A 2,206-nucleotide genomic window follows, 5' to 3' on the forward strand; every position below is an offset into this window, starting at 1 on the left:
TCGGTCGCTGAAGGCGGTTCGATTGTCTACACCGCGACCCTGACCAACGCCGCCGGCTCGCCAGTGACCGTGACGCTGTCCAACGGCGCCGTGATCACCATCGAAGCGGGCAAAACCACCGGCACCGTGACCGTCCCGGCACCGGCTGACGACGTCTATAAAGACGCCGGCACCGTGCAAGCGACCATCAGCACCGCCACTGGTGGCAGCTTCGAAAACCTGGTGCCGAGCACTGTTCCAGCCGTCACCAGCGTCACCGATACCATCGACACAACCACCGTGAAACTGACGGCAACGGCCACGGCGGCAGAGGGCGGCAACGTCGTCTACACCGCCACTGTCGGTGCTCCAGTAACCGGTTCGCCAGTCGTGGTAACCCTGGCCAATGGTCAGACCATCACCATTGGCGTCGGCCAGACCACCGGCACCACGACCACCACCGCACCGAACGATGCGTTGACCGGCCATGCGCCGCTGACCAACTCGATCACCAACGTGAGCGGTGGTAACTACGAAAATCTCGTCGCCGACAAAACTCCGGTCAGCACGACTGTGACCGACACCGTCGACACCACCAACCTGACGCTGTCCGCGACCGGCACCGTGGCCGAGGGTGGCCAGATCACCTACACCGCAACGCTAAGCAACGCCGCTGGCTCGCCAGTCACCGTGACTCTGAGCAACGGCTCGGTCATCACCATCGACGCCGGCAAAACCTCCGGCACCGTGACCGTCCCGGCACCGGCTGACGACGTCTACAAAGACGCCGGCAACGTCCAGGCAACGATCAAAACCGCCACTGGCGGCAGTTTCGAAAACCTGGTCACCAGCACAGCTCCGGCCGTGACCAGCGTCACCGACACCATCGACACCACCACGGTGAAACTGACCGCGACCGGTACAGCGGCTGAAGGCGGCAACGTCGTCTACACCGCCACCGTCGGTGCTCCCGTGACTGGCTCGCCAGTTGTGGTAACCCTGTCGAACGGTCAGACCATCACCATCGGCGTTGGCCAGACCACCGGCACCGCAACCACTACCGCACCGAACGATGCGTTGACTGGCCATGCACCGCTGACCAACTCGATCACCAACGTGAGCGGTGGTAACTACGAAAATCTGGTCGCCGACAAAACCCCGGTCAGCACTACCGTGACCGACACCGTCGACACCACTAACCTGTCGCTGAGCGCGACCCCGGCGGTGAACGAAGGTGGCCAGATCACCTACACCGCAACCCTGAGCAACGCCGCCGGCTCGCCGGTGACCGTGACCCTGAGCAACGGCTCGGTGATCACCATCGACGCTGGCAAAACCTCCGGCACCGTGACCGTTCCGGCTCCGGCTGACGACGTCTACAAAGACGCCGGCACCGTGCAGGCGACCATCACCGGTACCAGCGGCGGCGGCTTTGAAAACCTGGTCACCAGCACGACACCGGCCGTGACCAGCGTCGCCGACACCATCGACACCACCACCGTCAGCATCACCGGCAGCAGCTCGGTGACCGAAGGCCAGACCGCCAGCTACACGGTCAGCCTGAACCACCCGGCGCAAACCGAAGTGACCCTGAAAATCGTCTACAGCGGCACCGCCGCCGACGGTTCGGACTTCACTGGCGTGTACACCGTGAAGATCCCGGCGGGCGCCAGCAGCGCGCAGTTCAACGTCGCGACCATTGATGACAAGATCACCGAAGGCACCGAAAACTTCGTGGTCAAGATCGACTCGGCCACCGGCGGCAACTTCGAGAACCTGGCCGTCAGCAGCACCAACGGCAGCGTCAGCACCTCGATCATCGACAACGATGCGCCACCGGTCATCGACCTCGACGCCAACAACTCCAGCGGCGCCACCGGTGCCGACTACAAGGTGACGTTCACCGAAAACACCCCGGGCGCCGGCGTGTCGATTGCCGACACTGACCTGACCATCACCGACCCGGACAGCACCATGCTCACTGGCGCGACCATTGTGCTGACCAACCGTCAGGACGGCGATGCGCTGAACCTGGGCAACAGCGTCAATGGCATCACCATCAATGCCAACAGCACCAACGGCACGGTGACCCTGACCCTGTCGGGTAATGCGACGCTCGCCGACTACATGCAGGCGATCAAGAACATCAGCTTCACCAACGGCAGTGAAAACCCGAGCACCGTGCCGTTGGTGCTGTTGGCATTGATGGTGATGCCATTGACGCTGT

General features: G+C 63.2%; 1 protein-coding gene. It reads left to right on the top strand.

From position 1 onward, the window contains the following. A partial coding sequence (locus DBR24_RS19505; protein ID WP_305889106.1) for an immunoglobulin-like domain-containing protein occupies positions 1 to 2,206 on the top strand: 2,206 nt, incomplete at both ends.

Source organism: Pseudomonas sp. HMWF006 (assembly GCF_003061205.1).
Lineage (GTDB): Bacteria > Pseudomonadota > Gammaproteobacteria > Pseudomonadales > Pseudomonadaceae > Aquipseudomonas > Aquipseudomonas monsensis.